At 45.3% G+C, this 14,930-nt stretch carries 16 protein-coding genes; 1 reads left to right on the top strand and 15 read right to left on the bottom strand.

The features are described from left to right. Window positions 1-17: 17 nt before the first annotated feature. The 10 genes from pepB to trmJ form a co-directional block, all read right to left on the bottom strand. Window positions 18-1,313 carry an aminopeptidase PepB gene (gene pepB, locus LNL84_RS16385; RefSeq protein ID WP_244358691.1) on the bottom strand — a complete coding sequence of 432 codons (1,296 nt, stop codon included), beginning with the start codon at window positions 1,311-1,313 and terminating at the stop codon, window positions 18-20. A 297-nt stretch (window positions 1,314-1,610) separates the two neighbouring features. Then, window positions 1,611-1,811: a Fe-S cluster assembly protein IscX gene (iscX, locus tag LNL84_RS16380; protein ID WP_244358689.1), complete on the bottom strand. Its 201-nt coding sequence runs from the start codon at window positions 1,809-1,811 to the stop codon at window positions 1,611-1,613. Window positions 1,812-1,832: 21 nt separating this feature from the next. Next, window positions 1,833-2,171, bottom strand: coding sequence for an ISC system 2Fe-2S type ferredoxin (fdx, locus tag LNL84_RS16375; protein WP_244358687.1), 339 nt, complete (start codon window positions 2,169-2,171; stop codon window positions 1,833-1,835). 17 nt (window positions 2,172-2,188) lie between these two features. Beyond that, entirely contained in the window at window positions 2,189-4,039 is a 1,851-nt protein-coding gene (hscA, locus tag LNL84_RS16370; protein ID WP_244358685.1) for a Fe-S protein assembly chaperone HscA, read from the bottom strand. A gap of 21 nt (window positions 4,040-4,060) precedes the next feature. After that, a complete protein-coding gene (gene hscB / locus LNL84_RS16365; RefSeq protein ID WP_244358684.1) occupies window positions 4,061-4,576 on the bottom strand; it encodes a co-chaperone HscB in 516 nt (171 codons plus the stop codon). A 53-nt stretch (window positions 4,577-4,629) separates the two neighbouring features. Then, on the bottom strand, window positions 4,630-4,953 hold the full coding sequence (iscA, locus tag LNL84_RS16360; protein WP_244358682.1) for an iron-sulfur cluster assembly protein IscA: 324 nt from the start codon (window positions 4,951-4,953) through the stop codon (window positions 4,630-4,632). 45 nt (window positions 4,954-4,998) lie between these two features. Then, the gene (iscU, locus tag LNL84_RS16355) at window positions 4,999-5,379 is read right to left on the bottom strand and encodes a Fe-S cluster assembly scaffold IscU (RefSeq protein WP_244358681.1); all 381 of its coding nucleotides are present in this window, start codon (window positions 5,377-5,379) and stop codon (window positions 4,999-5,001) included. 34 nt (window positions 5,380-5,413) lie between these two features. After that, window positions 5,414-6,628 (bottom strand): IscS subfamily cysteine desulfurase, encoded by a 1,215-nt coding sequence (locus LNL84_RS16350; RefSeq protein ID WP_244358679.1) that lies wholly within the window; start codon window positions 6,626-6,628, stop codon window positions 5,414-5,416. A 28-nt stretch (window positions 6,629-6,656) separates the two neighbouring features. Next, window positions 6,657-7,163 (bottom strand): Fe-S cluster assembly transcriptional regulator IscR, encoded by a 507-nt coding sequence (gene iscR, locus LNL84_RS16345; RefSeq protein ID WP_244358678.1) that lies wholly within the window; start codon window positions 7,161-7,163, stop codon window positions 6,657-6,659. Window positions 7,164-7,274: 111 nt separating this feature from the next. Further along, window positions 7,275-8,006: a tRNA (cytosine(32)/uridine(32)-2'-O)-methyltransferase TrmJ gene (trmJ, locus tag LNL84_RS16340; protein WP_244358677.1), complete on the bottom strand. Its 732-nt coding sequence runs from the start codon at window positions 8,004-8,006 to the stop codon at window positions 7,275-7,277. A gap of 177 nt (window positions 8,007-8,183) precedes the next feature. Between trmJ and suhB the strand changes: the two genes are divergently transcribed. Then, a complete protein-coding gene (gene suhB / locus LNL84_RS16335; protein WP_244358675.1) occupies window positions 8,184-8,987 on the top strand; it encodes an inositol-1-monophosphatase in 804 nt (267 codons plus the stop codon). A 101-nt stretch (window positions 8,988-9,088) separates the two neighbouring features. On the opposite strand, the gene secF is transcribed toward suhB, so the two are convergent. The 5 genes from secF to queA all read right to left on the bottom strand — a co-directional run bounded on the left by secF (window position 9,089) and on the right by queA (window position 14,766). Next, the gene (gene secF / locus LNL84_RS16330) at window positions 9,089-10,036 is read right to left on the bottom strand and encodes a protein translocase subunit SecF (protein ID WP_244358674.1); all 948 of its coding nucleotides are present in this window, start codon (window positions 10,034-10,036) and stop codon (window positions 9,089-9,091) included. A 10-nt stretch (window positions 10,037-10,046) separates the two neighbouring features. Further along, window positions 10,047-11,903 (bottom strand): protein translocase subunit SecD, encoded by a 1,857-nt coding sequence (secD, locus tag LNL84_RS16325; RefSeq protein ID WP_341829465.1) that lies wholly within the window; start codon window positions 11,901-11,903, stop codon window positions 10,047-10,049. Window positions 11,904-11,925: 22 nt separating this feature from the next. Next, window positions 11,926-12,255, bottom strand: a complete 330-nt coding sequence (gene yajC, locus LNL84_RS16320; protein WP_244358672.1) for a preprotein translocase subunit YajC — start codon at window positions 12,253-12,255, stop codon at window positions 11,926-11,928. Window positions 12,256-12,425: 170 nt separating this feature from the next. After that, on the bottom strand, window positions 12,426-13,559 hold the full coding sequence (gene tgt, locus LNL84_RS16315; RefSeq protein WP_244358670.1) for a tRNA guanosine(34) transglycosylase Tgt: 1,134 nt from the start codon (window positions 13,557-13,559) through the stop codon (window positions 12,426-12,428). A 157-nt stretch (window positions 13,560-13,716) separates the two neighbouring features. Next, on the bottom strand, window positions 13,717-14,766 hold the full coding sequence (gene queA / locus LNL84_RS16310) for a tRNA preQ1(34) S-adenosylmethionine ribosyltransferase-isomerase QueA (RefSeq protein WP_244358669.1): 1,050 nt from the start codon (window positions 14,764-14,766) through the stop codon (window positions 13,717-13,719). Window positions 14,767-14,930 lie beyond the last annotated feature (164 nt).

Here is a 14,930-nt window from a genome sequence, read left to right as displayed (position 1 = left end):
TTATCTTTCTTTAATAATTATTTTTCAGCTTGTTCATTCAGTAATCGAGCAAGGGTACGAACCCCCATACCCGTAGCACCAGCCGCCCACTTGTCACTCGCAGACTTTCGGTAAGTCCCTGCACAATCAAAGTGAAGCCAGCCTTTTTTGTAGTCGTCTACAAAGTAAGACAAAAACGCAGCGGCAGTACTGGCGCCTGGGCTATAGTCGCCACTGCTGATATTTGACAGATCAGCAAAATTCGACGGAAGCATTCCACGGTGAAAGTCTGCAAGCGGCAGTGGCCATAGGCCTTCTTTTTCTTGGTTAGCACCGGTTAGAGCCTGATGTGACAACTCGTCATCAAAAGACAATAAAGCGTGATAGTCATTACCTAGCGCATTTTTTGCTGCTCCAGTTAAAGTTGCGCAATCTACGATCAGCTGCGGCTGTTGCTCACAGGCATAGATCAAACCATCAGCCAATACCAGGCGACCTTCGGCATCGGTATTCATTATTTCAACGGTTTTTCCGTTCTTATAAGTGATCACGTCTCCAAGCTTGAGTGCTCGACCAGACACCATGTTCTCAGCGCAACATAAAATGAGTTTCACTCGCTTGTTCAGGCCACGTAAAATCGCTAGTCCGAAACCACCAGTAATGGTACCCGCTCCCCCCATATCCGCTTTCATGGAGCCCATAAAACTCGACGGCTTTAAGCTATAGCCCCCTGAGTCAAAGGTGATACCTTTACCGACCAGGCAAGCAAAAACCGGAGCGTCTTTGTCGCCCGTTGGATTGTAGTCCAGCTGTAACATTGCCGACGTGCGAGCAGAGCCGCGACCAACAGCGTAAATACCTGTCCAGCCCTCGGTGAGAAGATCTTTATCTTTTACGATACGATAGGTGACGTGCTCTGGCGCTAACGATTTGATGAATTCCCCCGCCATAGTCGCTAGCTGTCTAGGTGCGACTTCTTCCGCGCTTTTATTGATGATATCGCGTGTCCAATCAGTCGTTTTAATTCTCGCTTCAAGTTCTTGCTGATCTTCATCTTTGAGTTTAATTAATTCAACTTGATTGTTCTTCTTGGGGTTACGATAGCCTTGGTAGAATGCCCAGGCTGACTCCAAATCCCAGTTGTCACCAGCAAGTGTAATGTGAGAAATGCCTTGAGAATCAAGTTTGCGTGCCGCTTTTTGTACCGCACCAATATCATGACCTTCACCGATATGAATCGTCGCGCTATTGTCTGAAAACGATAGAATGGCTTTAGTTCCCCAGTGCGCTGCTGCGGGTTCTTTGGTTAACAATACGGACATTGTGTTAGACATGGTTTCTCCTGCCTTATTTTTTATTTCACTCTTGCACAAGAGTGCGGCCTTTGCTGACCTTATTCACAGATGCAAAGATGTTAGCATCATGTAGTGCTAATACCAATGACGTACACAGAAGAATTAATAACAATGTAACAATAACTCACACATTTAGTCTCGTGGTCAACGATAATTCAGAAGATAAACAATCGTAGTGGCACAGCTGAAACTAAAATAAAGGTAGCCACACTATCTGCCTCTTAGCACGCATAAAAAAAGCGAACCATTAGGTTCGCCTTTTGATACGGTCGTCGATTAGTCGTATTCATCCATCCAACAGAGGATCACCGCTTCAAGGATTTTCTCATTGGAACGATTAGGATCATCATCGAAGTCTTCCAGCTCAACGATCCAACGGTGCAGATCGGTAAAACGAACCGTTTTCGGGTCTGTGTCTGGGTGCAAGTCGCACAACTCAATCGCGATATCTCGTGAATCTATCCACTTTAGACTCATATATCCTCCTTGAAACGAAAATTAGTGGTCTTCTGATGCGTGATTCAATGTGTAACGCGGGATCTCCACCACCAAATCTTCATCTGCGATGCGAGCTTGGCACCCAAGACGAGATTCAGGCTCTAAGCCCCACGCTTTGTCTAACATATCATCTTCTAGCTCTTCACTTTCTTCTAGTGAGTCAAAGCCTTCTCTTACGATCACATGACATGTGGTACATGCACACGACTTCTCACAGGCATGCTCAATACCAATACCGTTTTTCAATGCTACATCGAGAACGGTTTCTCCCGACTCGGCTTCTAGTACTGCGCCCTCAGGGCAAAGGTCATCATGTGGTAATACAACAATTTTAGGCATGACTACTCGTTCCTCAATTAAATATTGTCTACAGACTGTCCCGCTAGAGCTGCACGGATAGATTTATCCATACGTCGAGATGCAAACTCTTGGCTCGCTTTGTCTGTGTCTTTTATACCTTGTTCAATAGCATCTGCATCGTCTTGACTTCTTAGCGCAATGAGCGCTTCGATGGCGTGCAGCAACTGTTCGTTTTCTTGTTTGCTCAATAACTCATCCCCATCCGCTTGCAGCGCAGCAATAAGTCCTTCGATAACTCGGTCTGCTTCAACACGTTGCTCAGCGAGAGCACGCGCCTGCATGTCTTCTTTTGCGTGGGTCATCGAGTCTTTGAGCATATTGGCCACTTCATTATCACTAAGACCGTAAGATGGTTTGACCTGGATTTCAGATTGAACACCCGTGCTTTTCTCCATCGCGGTCACCGACAGAAGACCATCCGCATCCACTTGATAGGTCACTCGAATATGAGCTGCGCCTGCTGCCATTGGAGGGATGCCTTTCAAAGAAAAACGCGCTAGTGAGCGACAATCATCAACCATTTCTCGCTCACCTTGCACTATGTGCACGGCCATCGCGGTTTGACCATCTTTGAATGTCGTGAACTCTTGTGCTCTAGCTACGGGGATGGTCGTATTTCTTGGAATAATCTTTTCTACCAAGCTACCCATAGTTTCAATGCCAAGAGACAGCGGAATCACATCAAGAAGTAGCATCTCAGAGTCCGGCTTATTACCTGCTAAGATATCTGCCTGGAGCGCCGCTCCGATCGCAACAACTTCATCAGGATTGATATTGGTCAATGGTGTTCGGCCAAAGAACTCACCTACTTTTTCGCGAACGAATGGAGTGCGAGTGGAGCCTCCAACCATTACGACCTCTAGCACTTCTGTTGATTCAACTTCCGCATCTTTTAGGGCACGGCGGCATGACATCAACGTCTTTTTCACCAGTGGAAATATAAGCTCATTGAGCTGCTGGCGCGATAAATCCCCTTGCCAACCTAGTGCTGAAATTAATGTACTTTCGTTATCTGATAAGGCAATTTTTGCTTGCGTTGCTGCATCGAGCAATTCTCGTTGCTGGCTAGCTGACAGCGTCTGTAACCCAATCTGTTGTTGTAAGTAATCCGCTATCAAGTGATCAAAGTCGTCACCACCAAGCGCAGAGTCGCCCCCTGTAGCTAATACTTCAAAGACTCCTTTTGACAAACGTAAGATTGAAATATCAAAGGTACCACCACCTAAATCATAAACAGCAATAACCCCTTCCTGACCTGAATCTAGGCCATAGGCAATGGCTGCGGCTGTTGGCTCATTGAGTAATCTAAGCACATGAAGACCCGCCAGGTTTGCCGCATCTTTTGTGCCAGCACGCTGAGAATCATCAAAATAAGCAGGGACAGTAATCACCACACCGGCTAGCTCTCCACCAAGGGTGTCTTCGGCGCGTTTGGCTAACGTTCTTAGAATGTCAGCAGAAACTTGCACCGGGTTTTTGTCACCCGCTTGAGTCGAAATAACAGGTAGGCCATTTTCACTTTCAACCATATGATAAGGCAGTGATGGGTAACGCTGCTTTACATCTTGCAAAGAGCGACCAAGCAAGCGCTTAACGGAACTCACTGTATTGTGAGGATCAGCTGCGGCGTTTTCTCTTGCAAGATACCCCACAGAAGGTTGCTCTGTGGAATAGTGAACAACGGATGGCAAAATACTACGCCCTTTGTCATCAACCAGGGTCGCGGCTTCGCCACTTCTTACCGACGCGACAAGCGAGTTGGTCGTACCAAGATCAATACCGGCTGCAAGTTTATGTTGATGTGGGGCTGAGCTTTCACCTGGCTCAGCGATTTGAAGTAATGCCATTCAATATTCCTTGGTAATCTTTTAACCGAGCAACTTATCTTCCAGTCGCTCAATTTCGCACTTTAACTTGGCGATAAACTTTAATTTTCTTACGTCGTTTGCAGCTTCTGCCCACTGTTTTTCATTGAGCTCTTGCTCAAGCTGGGTCAGAAGGGATTGGTGCATTTTGCCGACCTTTTGGTCAAAATCAAAGAGTTGATTTTCTGGATCTGCGGCTTCACCAATACTTTCGAGCTCTTCACGCAACTCCATTTGCTCCATCAAGAACATCGGGTCTTGCATCGTTTGCTGTTCAGCACGAATATCGACATTATTGATTGCTAGCAAGTATTCGGCTCTCGACAAAGGTCGCTTTAGTACATCATAAGCATCGTTTATTTGCGCTGCTTTCTGTACTGCGAGCAATCGATCACGCTCTGAAGCTGTGGCAAAATTATCTGGATGGAAACGCCGCTGAAGCTCTCTAAACTGAGATGAAAGAAGGCTACCATCCAACTGAAACTGAATTGGTAGCCCGAATAATTCAAAATGATTCATGTTGTTTGCTCATAAAAAGAGCTTAGTTATCACAACTAAGCTCTCGTAAGACACTAAACGTTAAAGCTCTCTCCACAACCACATTCGCTCTTTGCGTTTGGGTTGTTGAACTCAAAGCCCTCGTTAAGGCCCTCTTTTACGTAATCAAGTTGTGTGCCGTCTAAGTACACAAGACTTTTAGGATCAATAATGACCTTTACACCTGAATGTTCAAAGACTTCATCTTCGTCATTAATTTCATCTACAAATTCAAGCACGTAAGCCATCCCTGAACAGCCAGTTGTTTTCACGCCTAAACGTAAACCCACACCTTTGCCGCGATTATCTAAGAATGCCCTAACTCGGCTTGCTGCTGCTTCTGATAATGAAATGGCCATACTACAACCTTTAAATATTTATGTGCTTATCTGACGACAATGAGATTAATCGTGTTTCTTTTTGTAGTCTGCAACCGCAGCCTTAATAGCATCTTCCGCCAAGATAGAGCAGTGTACTTTCACTGGCGGTAATTCAAGCTCTTCTGCAATTTCAGAGTTCTTAATTGCAGCTGCTTCATCGATAGATTTCCCTTTAACCCACTCAGTAACAAGAGAGCTAGAGGCAATAGCCGAACCACAACCGTAAGTCTTGAACTTGGCATCTTCGATGATACCTTCTTCAGTGACTTTAATTTGCAGTTTCATCACGTCGCCACATGCTGGTGCACCGACCATGCCGCTACCGACATTTGGATCTTCTTTGTCAAACGAACCCACGTTTCTTGGGTTTTCGTAGTGATCAATGACTTTTTCGCTATACGCCATAATTTATTCCTCGAATCCTCTACTTCCCTGAGATTTAGTGATGAGCCCACTCAACGGTGTCCAAATCAATCCCTTCTTTATACATATCCCATAGAGGAGACATGTCTCGTAATTTATTTACAGCTGTCTTGATTTGCTCGACAGCATAATCAATTTCTTCTTCTGTTGTAAATCGACCAAAGGAGAAACGCACTGAGCTATGAGCCAGTTCATCATTTAGTCCAAGAGCTCGCAATACATACGATGGCTCCAAGCTTGCCGATGTACATGCCGAGCCTGATGACACTGCAAGATCTTTCAATGACATTAGCAATGACTCACCTTCGACGAAGGCAAAACTGACATTAAGGTTGTGTGGTACTCGTTGCTCTAAATCGCCATTAACTGTCACTGCTTCAAGGCCTTTCAAGCCAGCAAGCATGCGCTCGCGAAGTTGTAGAGCGTGATTGTAATCTTGTTCTAGTTCTTGCTTTGCAATAGCAAACGCTTCGCCCATACCTACAATTTGATGCGTTGCTAGTGTCCCCGAACGGAATCCACGTTCGTGACCACCACCATGCATTTGTGCTTCTAAGCGGATGCGGGGTTTACGACGAACGTAAAGTGCGCCAATCCCTTTAGGCCCGTAAACTTTATGAGCCGATAATGAGATCAAATCCACTTTCAACTCTTGAACATCGATTGGCAATTTACCCGCTGATTGAGCTGCATCGACGTGAAAAATAATTTTTTTACTACGACAAAGTTCGCCAATAGCCGCAATATCTTGCACAACACCAATTTCGTTGTTCACATGCATAATAGACACAAGAACTGTATCGTCACGCATTGCCGCTTCGAGCTTAGCGAAATTGATAATGCCGTTCTCTTCAGGCTCTAAGTAAGTAACTTCGTAACCTTCACGCTCAAGCTGTCGGCATGGATCTAACACCGCTTTATGTTCTGTTTTGCACGTAATAATGTGCTTTCCTTTCTTGCCATAAAAGTGCGCTGCACCTTTGATCGCTAGGTTATCAGACTCTGTTGCGCCAGAAGTAAATACAATTTCTCGTGGGTCCGCATTCAATAGCTCCGCAACCTGTTCGCGTGCATGATCTACAGCCTCTTCTGCCTGCCAACCGAAACGGTGAGAACGAGAAGCCGGGTTGCCAAATGTCCCATCCATCGTCATGTGCTGAACCATTTTCTCGGCAACACGATTGTCCACTGGGCAAGTTGCAGAGTAGTCAAAATATATAGGCAGTTTCATTCTTTACTCCAATGTGAATGCTTCGCACTTAAGTACGAACATTGATGCCGATGGGCGCGGCATTTGTATTTCTTCTTGATAACCCATGTTCAATTGCATGCTCCAGCTCTTGGTGAGCTGAAATCTCTAAAACTTCATTGTCTAGCATCAACTCACCAAGGGTGATGTTGTTTAAGAAGTCGCTGATACGAGCACTGAGATCTCTCCAAAGAGTGTGAGTCAAACAGCGTGTTCCACCTTGGCAATCCGCTTTACCGTTGCATTTAGTCGCATCTACCGACTCATCAACAGCGGCAATAACAGTGCCAATTGAAATAGAGGTCGCTTCAGACCCTAAGCGATAACCACCACCAGGCCCTCTCACGCTTGCCACGAGACCGGCTTTGCGTAATTTTGAAAAAAGCTGTTCTAGGTATGACAGCGAAATTCCTTGTCGCTCTGAAATATCAGCGAGAGGCACAGGGCCCTGCTGCGAGTGAAGTGCGACATCTAGCATCGCGGTCACTGCATATCTTCCTTTGGATGTTAGTCTCATATCGCACGATTCCACATTGATTATGTGGAATTAATTTTTCCATACCTGACTAATTTAGTCAAGTATTTAATTGACTAAATTAGTCAGGTATGGAAATTTATAAATTACAAGCTATTTTTTAGTCGAAAGTGCCCTTTCTATTGACGTCAAAATACCACGTAATGTGTTAATTTCTTGGGTCTCTGGACGAGAGCGACTGAACAAACGACGTAACTTATTCATCACTTGATTTGGTTTGTCCTTACTAATGAACTGGGTATCCAGAATCACTTTTTCAAGATGTTCGAAAAACATTTCAAGTTCTTTGTGACGAGGGTATTCCATTTGCTCTGCCACTGGGTATTGTTGCTCTTGTCGTGCTAAGTGGGCCATACGAATTTCATAACTGAAAGTCTGAACCGCCATCGCCAAATTCAATGAACTGTATTCTGGGTTGGCAGGGATACAGCTATGAAAGTGACACAATTGCAACTCGTCATTGGTTAAGCCTGTTCTTTCACGGCCAAACACCATTGCTACAGTATGCGATTCACCTTCTATAGCAAATTTCTCACCACACTCTCTTGGCTCTAACATCGGCCACTCAAGCGTACGTGAACGGGCACTTGAACCCACTACCAATCCGCAGTCTTCAACAGCCTCTTCAAGTGTGGCTACGACCTTAGCATTTAGCGCAATGTCGCTGGCTCCTGCTGCTAGTGCGATGGCTTGGCCATCGATTTCGCATTGAGGATCCACCAAAACCATTTGGCTCAACCCCATCACTTTCATCGCGCGGGCTGCAGAGCCAATATTTCCAGAATGTGACGTGCCAACCAGAACGATTTTTACTTTGTCTAACATGCTTAATACACCACTATAATAAAACCGCAAGATAGTAACATAAACCAGAGTATAATAGTCAGGCTCTTTTATTACCCACCACCTCAATAGGACAAAAAATAACCACTTCCTTTTTGCAAAAAGTTTGTTATACTGCCCGCCGCTTTTTGTTCTTTAACATCCGTTGGGAAAATTTTTATGCATCCAATGCTTAATATTGCTATACGCGCTGCGCGTAAAGCCGGCAATCATATTGCTAAATCACTTGAAAATACTGACAAAATTGAGTCAGTACAGAAAGGCACGAATGACTTTGTTACTAACATCGACAAAGAAGCCGAAGCGTTAATCATCGATACTATCAAGAACTCTTATCCAGATCACAGCATCGTTGCTGAAGAAAGCGGTCTAATGGAAGGTAAAGATAGTGACGTACAATGGATCATTGACCCACTGGATGGCACGAATAACTTTGTGCGCGGTATTCCACACTTCTCTGTATCCATCGCTGTTCGCATCAAAGGCAAGACTGAAGTTGCCTGTGTTTACGACCCTATGATAAACGAGCTATTCACTGCTCAACGTGGTGCAGGAGCTCAATTAAACAATGCTCGTATGCGTGTAAAACAACTTAAAGACCTTCAAGGTACTGTTCTTGCAACAGGTTTTCCATTCAAACAAAAGCAACACTCTGAAAGCTACTTTAAAATCATGTCTGCACTATTCGTTGAATGTGCTGACTTCCGTCGTACTGGTTCAGCTGCACTAGATCTATGCTACTTAGCCGCTGGTCGCGTTGACGGTTACTTCGAGTTAGGTCTAAAACCATGGGACATGGCAGCTGGCGAACTAATTGCGCGCGAAGCCGGCGCTATCGTCACCGATTTTGCAGGCGGCACCGATTACATGAAGTCTGGTAATGTTGTTGCATCTAGTGCGCGCGGCGTTAAGTCTATGCTTAAGCACATTCGCGAGAATGGCAACGAAGCAATGATGAAATAACAGCTCCGTCACAGCTGATTTCAAACCCAAGTAATTTCTCTTGGGTTTAACTCACTAAAAAAGCCGCTCATTGAGCGGCTTTTTTTATACAAGCGAGTAGCCTAAGGCAACTCATCAAGCTCTTCACCTTCTTTCTCTATTTGAGGCGGCATTAGGTGTTCACGTTGAATACCAAGTTTCAACGCTAATGCAGAAGCCACGTAGATAGAAGAGTATGTACCAACCGTAATACCCAATAGCAACGCTAATGCAAATCCGTGAATCATGGCTCCACCTTGGGTAAACAGCGCGATAACTACAAACAACGTCGTACCCGAGGTAATCAACGTACGGCTCAGAGTTTGCGTGATTGAGCTGTTCATAACATCAGCTGACTCACCTTTACGCATTTTCCGGAAGTTTTCACGAATACGGTCGAAAACAACGATGGTATCGTTAAGGGAATAACCGACAACCGTTAGTAAGGCTGCGACGATGGTTAAATCCACCTCAATTTGCAACAGCGAGAAGATACCCAACGTAATGATCACATCATGTGTCAGAGCGAGTACAGCACCTGCAGCCAATCGCCATTCAAATCGCATTGAAACGTACAGCAAGATACAGATCAACGACACGATGATCGCCAAACCACCCGCTTCTGTCAGTTCGTCACCAACGTTTGGACCCACAAACTCAATACGGCGCATCTCTACTGACTCGCCTGTTCCTTGTTTGATTGCATCCAGGATTTGGTTGCCGAGAGTCTCACCTTGAACATTATCACGTGGACGCAGGCGAACCATAACGTCGCGCGAAGAACCAAAGTTTTGTACAGTCGCATCACCAAAGCCTTTTGCTTCTAGTGCACTACGAACATTTTCGAGATCAGCAGGTTGTTGAAAACCTACTTCAATCAGTGTTCCGCCTGTAAAGTCCAGCCCCCAATTCAACCATTTGGTCGAAAGGGTAAAAATAGAAGACGCGATCATTAGAATAGAAAAAATGAACGCGAATTTTGACCAACGCATAAAGTCGATGGTTTTCTCTGCTTTCAATAATTGAAACATCGCAAATTCCCTAGATCGACAGTTTATTAATTCGTTTGCCGCCATATGCAAGGTTCACGATACAACGTGTTCCTATGATAGCAGTAAACATAGAGGTCAAAATACCGATAGACAGCGTAACCGCGAAGCCTTTAATGGCACCGGTACCCACAGCAAATAAAATGGTTGAGGTAATCAACGTCGTAATGTTTGCATCGGCGATAGTACTAAACGCATTCGCATAACCTTGGTGAATAGCTTGTTGAGGGTTACGCCCGTCACGCAGCTCTTCACGGATACGTTCAAAGATCAGAACGTTAGCATCGATGGCCATACCAACCGTCAATACAATACCGGCTATGCCTGGTAGCGTCATGGTTGCCCCAGGGATCATCGACATCACACCAACAATCAAAACGATATTCGCCATTAAGGCACAGTTAGCAATAAGGCCGAATTTACGATAGTAAATCAAAGTAAAGATCATCACAGCCAGCAAACCAGTGATACAAGCTTTAATGCCCATATCAATGTTTTGTTGTCCCATAGAAGGGCCAATGGTACGTTCTTCAACAATAGAGATCGGCGCAATCAATGCACCTGCGCGAAGCAACAATGCCAAATTGTGAGCTTCTGCCACAGAGTCAATACCTGTAATACGGAAGTTCCGACCAAGAGCAGACTGAATCGTTGCCTGGTTGATCACTTCTTCGTGCTTATCAAGAATGACTTTGCCTTCAGGAGTGCGTTTGCCACTGTCTTTGTACTCAGCAAAAACGGTCGCCATCAACTTGCCAATGTTCTGCCTTGAGAACGCTGACATTTTGCTGCCACCTTCACTATCAAGTGAGATATTAACCTGAGGTCGGCCATATTCATCAACACTTGAACTCGCATCGGTGATACTTGCACCACCAAGAATAACGCGTTTTTTCAAGACAGCCGGACGTCCGTCACGATCAAGCTTGATTTCACTGCCTGCCGGGACTCGGCCACTGGCAGCTGCGGCTAGATCGGCCTTGCTGTCTACTTCACGAAATTCCAGTGTTGCTGTTGCCCCAAGGATCTCTTTCGCGCGAGCAGTATCTTGAACGCCTGGTAATTCAACCACGATACGGCTTGCACCCTGACGCTGAACTAATGGCTCGGCAACACCTAACTCATTAACTCGGTTACGTAAGATAGTGATATTTTGCTCAACGGCGTAATTGCGAATTTCTTGAAGACGAGCATCTGAAAAACGCGCAACGAGCGTAAATCGACCGTTAGAGTCAGAATCAACAATCACCATATCTGGGTGCTTCAACTCTAGTACTTTTTTTGCCGACGCTAGCTGTTCAGCATCTCGAAGTAGTACTTCTACAGCTTCAGTTCCCAAAGGGCGAATAGCTCGGTATCGAATGCGTTCTTCACGCAGTTCACTTCGAAAAGCTTCTTCTTGCTGAGCGACTAATTTCTCCATTGCAGCGTCCATATCCACTTCCATTAAGAAGTGAACGCCGCCACGTAGGTCAAGACCCAGCTTCATCGGTGCAGCACCAATTGTCTCAAGCCAGTCGGGTGTAGCAGGCGCTAGGTTAAGAGCGACAATTGAGTCTCTACCTAGAGCTTGACTAATGACATCACGCGCATTTAATTGAGTATCAGTGTCATTGAATCGGACAAGAATAGAACCATTTTCTAGTGCAATGGATTTTTGAGTGAGCTGCTCTTTATTTAGAGCTTCGGTGACAGTATCCAGCGTCGACATATCAACAGAGGCGCCACGCGCCCCTGTAATTTGAATAGCCGGATCTTCACCGTATAAGTTGGGAAGCGCGTATAACGCAGCGATGGCAATGGCAAACACAACCATCAAGTACTTCCACAAAGGATAACGGTTTAGCACAGCGAGGATCCTTTAGCTGTTTTTATAGAGATTTCAGCGTACCCTTTGGTAGCACTGCTGTAACAAAGTCTTTCTTGATGACAACTTCGTTATTATCGTTAAGTGCGATAGCAACATAGTCGTTCTCTTCTGAGATCTTTGTGATTTTGCCGATAAGGCCGCCGTTTGTTAGCACTTCATCGCCTTTTGCCATAGAAGACATTAGGTTTTTATGCTCTTTCGCACGCTTAGCTTGCGGGCGGTAGATCATGAAGTAAAAAATAACGGCAAACATACCTAGCATAAGCAGCATTTCGAAACCGCCGCCCTGTGGTGCGCCTTCAGCAGCGTAAGCTGGAGAAATCAAACTCATTAGAAAACATCCTCTTTAAATGTAAATTCAAGTCCAAAATTGGGCTATCCCCCTATCTTTTCAAGAAGCAAAAGGTAACTCAATGTTTCTTAGCCAATAAGATGCACAAAAAGTGTGACCCACAGCTAGGATTTGTTACCTTCTAGCAGGATAGCCTTAAAATTAATCAGTTATTTCATGTCCAATGGTGGAACGTCGCGTTCACGACGCGCGTAAAACTCTTCGACAAATTGTTCAAAACGATCTTCATCAATCGCTTTACGAATACTCTCCATCAGACGTTGGTAATAACGCAGATTGTGGATAGTATTTAAGCGAGCCCCTAGAATTTCATTACAACGATCTAGGTGGTGGAGGTACGCTTTAGAGTAATTCTTACAGGTGTAACAATCGCAATGTGGATCCAGTGGGGTTACATCTGTCTTATTTTTCGCATTGCGGATCTTAATCACGCCGCCAGTGACAAAAAGGTGACCATTACGAGCATTACGCGTTGGCATAACACAATCAAACATATCGATGCCACGACGCACACCTTCAACCAAGTCTTCAGGTTTACCTACACCCATCAAGTAGCGAGGCTTGTCTTCTGGAAGCTTCGGAGTCGTGTGCTCTAGCACGCGATGCATATCCTCTTTTGGTTCGCCAACCGCAAGGCCACCAACAGCATAACCATCGAATCCGATTTCGGTAAGCCCTTCTACTGAAACATCACGAAGATCTTCGTAGACGCTGCCTTGTACAATACCAAACAAAGAGTTCGGGTTTTCCAGCTTGTCAAAGTGATCACGTGAGCGCTTTGCCCAACGTAGAGACATTTCCATCGACTTCTTAGCTTCATCGTGGGTCGCTGGGTACGGCGTACATTCATCAAAAATCATTACGATGTCAGAACCCAGGTCTTTTTGGATTTCCATCGATTTTTCAGCGTCCATGAACACTTTGTCGCCATTGACTGGGCTGCGAAAGTGTACGCCTTCTTCAGTGATTTTACGCATATCACCAAGGCTAAATACTTGGAAGCCCCCTGAATCTGTCAGGATTGGGCCTTGCCAGTTCATAAAATCGTGAAGGTCACCATGCATTTTCATGATTTCTTGACCCGGACGTAGCCAAAGGTGGAATGTGTTACCCAGCAAGATCTCAGCACCCGTTGCTTTTACTTCTTCTGGCGTCATACCTTTTACAGTACCGTAAGTACCGACTGGCATGAAGGCCGGAGTCTGCACACTGCCACGTTCGAAAGTGAGTTGTCCACGACGAGCGTGGCCATTTTTCTTTTTAAGTTCGTATTTGAGCTTCACGAAGCCTCCAAATTGCCAGAGACACAGTCTGACTTTTCATTACTATCATGCTAACAAGCCGTTGCCTGTCGCACTCCTTCACACCGACTCTTAGTCTAGTGCATTCTGGTATTCCCTACCGTCTTTTCACTGGCTCCCTAAGTGAACGTTGACTCGTTTACACTTTTTTGGTGATGAACATTGCATCGCCGTAGCTAAAGAAACGATATTGCTGCTGCACGGCATGAGTGTATGCCGCCATCACATTGTCGTAACCAGCAAAAGCACTGACTAACATTATTAACGTTGATTCTGGTAAGTGGAAGTTAGTGATTAAACAGTCCACTAATTGATACTCATACCCAGGGAAAATAAAGATTTCAGTATCATCAAAAAACGGTTCTAGTTCAGTGCCGTTGTTAAGAGCATTTTGAGCGGCGCTTTCCAGTGAACGTACCGACGTAGTGCCGACGGCGATCACTCGGCCACCGTTTGCTTTGGTGCGTTTGATAGCATCCACGACTTCTTGGTTAACTTCAACATACTCGGCGTGCATGTGATGATCATGAATATTGTCAACGCGTACCGGCTGGAACGTGCCAGCGCCTACATGCAGAGTCACATACGCAAATTCAACACCCTTGGCTTTTATATCAGCCAAAATAGCATCATCGAAGTGTAAACCCGCTGTCGGAGCCGCTACAGCTCCAGGCTTTTGGTTATAGACGGTTTGATAACGCTCTTTGTCTGCATCTTCATCCGGTCGATCGATATACGGTGGTAATGGCATATGACCAACATCATTTAACACCTCTAATACTGTCTTTTCTGACTGTACTTCGATTTCAAACAATGCATCATGACGAGCAACCATTACGGCTTGATACTCATCGCTTTCCCCTAGGAACAACTCGGTCCCCGGTTTTGGCGATTTGGAACAACGTACATGTGCAAGCACACGCTTATCATCAAGCATACGCTCAACCAATACTTCCAACTTCCCGCCTGAGGCTTTGCGACCAAAGATTCGGGCCGGTATAACACGTGTATTGTTAAAGACTAACAAATCGCCTGGCTGCACCAGTTCGGCAATATCTTTGAATGTCCCATCAACAAGGTCACCGCTGTTGCCTGTCAATTGCAAAAGGCGACTCGCGGTGCGTTCAGCCATTGGGTAACGGGCAATGAGCTCGTCGGGTAAGTCGAAGTGAAAGTCTGATACTTGCATAACCGTCATCTTGAATTTGGTGGATGGAATATATGGCACAAATTTGTGCAGCCGCCTAGTATATGCCTGCTCTGATGAATAGCAAGTTAGTCGTGATGTTTATCCATAATTAGGCAAATTCTAACCTTTGAGGCATTCTCGCAACTCACCTCAAAATTTCCTAC

Origin of the sequence: Vibrio gelatinilyticus (assembly GCF_022836845.1) — a bacterium.
GTDB classification, from domain to species: Bacteria; Pseudomonadota; Gammaproteobacteria; order Enterobacterales; family Vibrionaceae; genus Vibrio; species Vibrio gelatinilyticus.
The sequence above is the reverse complement of the archived record's forward strand: the minus strand, read 5'-3'. Positions and strand labels throughout refer to the sequence as shown.

Excerpts from the sequence above, each read along its gene's own strand:
- hscB (WP_244358684.1), bottom strand. The coding sequence starts at position 4,576 with ATGAATCATTTTGAATTATTCGGGCTACCAATTCAGTTTCAGTTGGAT.
- pepB (WP_244358691.1), bottom strand. The coding sequence starts at position 1,313 with ATGTCTAACACAATGTCCGTATTGTTAACCAAAGAACCCGCAGCAGCG.
- secF (WP_244358674.1), bottom strand. The coding sequence starts at position 10,036 with ATGTTTCAATTATTGAAAGCAGAGAAAACCATCGACTTTATGCGTTGG.
- hscA (WP_244358685.1), bottom strand. The coding sequence starts at position 4,039 with ATGGCATTACTTCAAATCGCTGAGCCAGGTGAAAGCTCAGCCCCACAT.
- yajC (WP_244358672.1), bottom strand. The coding sequence starts at position 12,255 with ATGAGTTTGATTTCTCCAGCTTACGCTGCTGAAGGCGCACCACAGGGC.
- LNL84_RS16350 (WP_244358679.1), bottom strand. The coding sequence starts at position 6,628 with ATGAAACTGCCTATATATTTTGACTACTCTGCAACTTGCCCAGTGGAC.
- queA (WP_244358669.1), bottom strand. The coding sequence starts at position 14,766 with ATGCAAGTATCAGACTTTCACTTCGACTTACCCGACGAGCTCATTGCC.
- fdx (WP_244358687.1), bottom strand. The coding sequence starts at position 2,171 with ATGCCTAAAATTGTTGTATTACCACATGATGACCTTTGCCCTGAGGGC.
- iscA (WP_244358682.1), bottom strand. The coding sequence starts at position 4,953 with ATGGCCATTTCATTATCAGAAGCAGCAGCAAGCCGAGTTAGGGCATTC.
- iscX (WP_244358689.1), bottom strand. The coding sequence starts at position 1,811 with ATGAGTCTAAAGTGGATAGATTCACGAGATATCGCGATTGAGTTGTGC.
- suhB (WP_244358675.1), top strand. The coding sequence starts at position 8,184 with ATGCATCCAATGCTTAATATTGCTATACGCGCTGCGCGTAAAGCCGGC.
- iscU (WP_244358681.1), bottom strand. The coding sequence starts at position 5,379 with ATGGCGTATAGCGAAAAAGTCATTGATCACTACGAAAACCCAAGAAAC.
- iscR (WP_244358678.1), bottom strand. The coding sequence starts at position 7,163 with ATGAGACTAACATCCAAAGGAAGATATGCAGTGACCGCGATGCTAGAT.
- trmJ (WP_244358677.1), bottom strand. The coding sequence starts at position 8,006 with ATGTTAGACAAAGTAAAAATCGTTCTGGTTGGCACGTCACATTCTGGA.